This is a genomic window from Streptomyces lushanensis (assembly GCF_001700515.1).
Classification (GTDB): domain Bacteria; phylum Actinomycetota; class Actinomycetes; order Streptomycetales; family Streptomycetaceae; genus Streptomyces; species Streptomyces lushanensis.
Genome location: NZ_MAUD01000515.1, coordinates 1 through 1,081, shown reverse-complemented (window position 1 = coordinate 1,081; position 1,081 = coordinate 1). Strand labels below are relative to the sequence as shown.

The following is a 1,081-nucleotide window of genomic DNA, read 5'->3' as shown; positions in this document are numbered from 1 at the left end:
CTCTGAAAAATTCAGAGTGCCCCTTGCCAAGTGTCGCCGACGGGTGGAGAGTGGATCGGTGAACCAGCTCACGCGGTTGTCGGGCTCTGCCATGGGAGAGTTTCGCGCTCGGCCGCTGCTCCCCCACCGTTAGGAATCGGTCGTGGCACCTGGTAACGCGCTCACCCCCCCGCTCATAGCCGTGTGCCCCCCTGGCAACGTTGTCCGGCGTTACGGATTCCAGTTGCCCGCTCACGCGGAGTCAGTGGCCCGGGCGAGACAACTCACCCGCGACCGGCTCACCCGGTGGGACATGGACGAGGAGACCCGCGCCACCGCGGTGCTCGTCGTCTCGGAACTGGTCACCAACGCGATCGTGCACGCCGCCGGCGACCGTGTCGTGTGCGAGATGCGCGAGGGCGGCGGCCGGCTGCGGATATCCGTGGAGGACCAGGGTTACGGACCGACAGGGCCACAGCTCCACGACGCCGCCGAGGACGAGACCGAGGGCGAGGGGGGCCGTGGGCTGTTTCTCGTCGATTCCCTGTGCAGCGGCTGGGGGGCGCACGACACATCGGGATACGGCCCCGGGCGTGTGGTCTGGGCCGAACTCCCGCACGGAGAGCTGACGTCCGGAGAGCTGTCACACGGAGAACTGCCACACGGAACGGAGCAACCGTGCTGAGGACCGCACTGGACCGGCTCACACGTGGACTGCGGGACGGCCGCGACCTCTCGCCCCGTCGCGTCAGGCTGCCGCTGCCGCCCACGCTGCCGGCCTCGCTGGGCTGTGACGCGGTGGGGGTCCCGGCGGAGCACGGCTTCCGGCTGATGGCGCGGCTGCCCAAGAAGGGCTGTGTCTTCGCCGACGCCGATTGGTGGTGGTGGATCGTGCCGGCGGGCTCCGATCTCGATCTGGCCTGGCCGTCACCGGCGCGCTACGTGTCGGGTACGACCGTCCCGGCGGCGCATCCGCGGCTGATCCACTGGCCCGAGTCACCGACCCCGTACACGCCGCCGATCCCCTTCTACCTCATGGTCTGCCAGCTCACGGGCACGGCTCCGTCCTGGGGCCCCCGGGCGGAGCCGTGCCCGTGAGCTG

Annotated in this window: 2 protein-coding genes; both read left to right on the top strand. The window is 70.1% G+C overall.

From position 1 onward, the window contains the following. Positions 1 to 142: 142 nt before the first annotated feature. On the top strand, positions 143 to 664 hold the full coding sequence (locus BFF77_RS30645; protein ID WP_066956559.1) for an ATP-binding protein: 522 nt from the start codon (positions 143 to 145) through the stop codon (positions 662 to 664). Then, the gene (locus tag BFF77_RS30640) at positions 658 to 1,077 is read left to right on the top strand and encodes a hypothetical protein (protein ID WP_066956556.1); all 420 of its coding nucleotides are present in this window, start codon (positions 658 to 660) and stop codon (positions 1,075 to 1,077) included. Before BFF77_RS30645 ends, BFF77_RS30640 begins: the two co-directional genes overlap by 7 nt. The last annotated feature ends 4 nt before the right edge of the window (positions 1,078 to 1,081 follow it).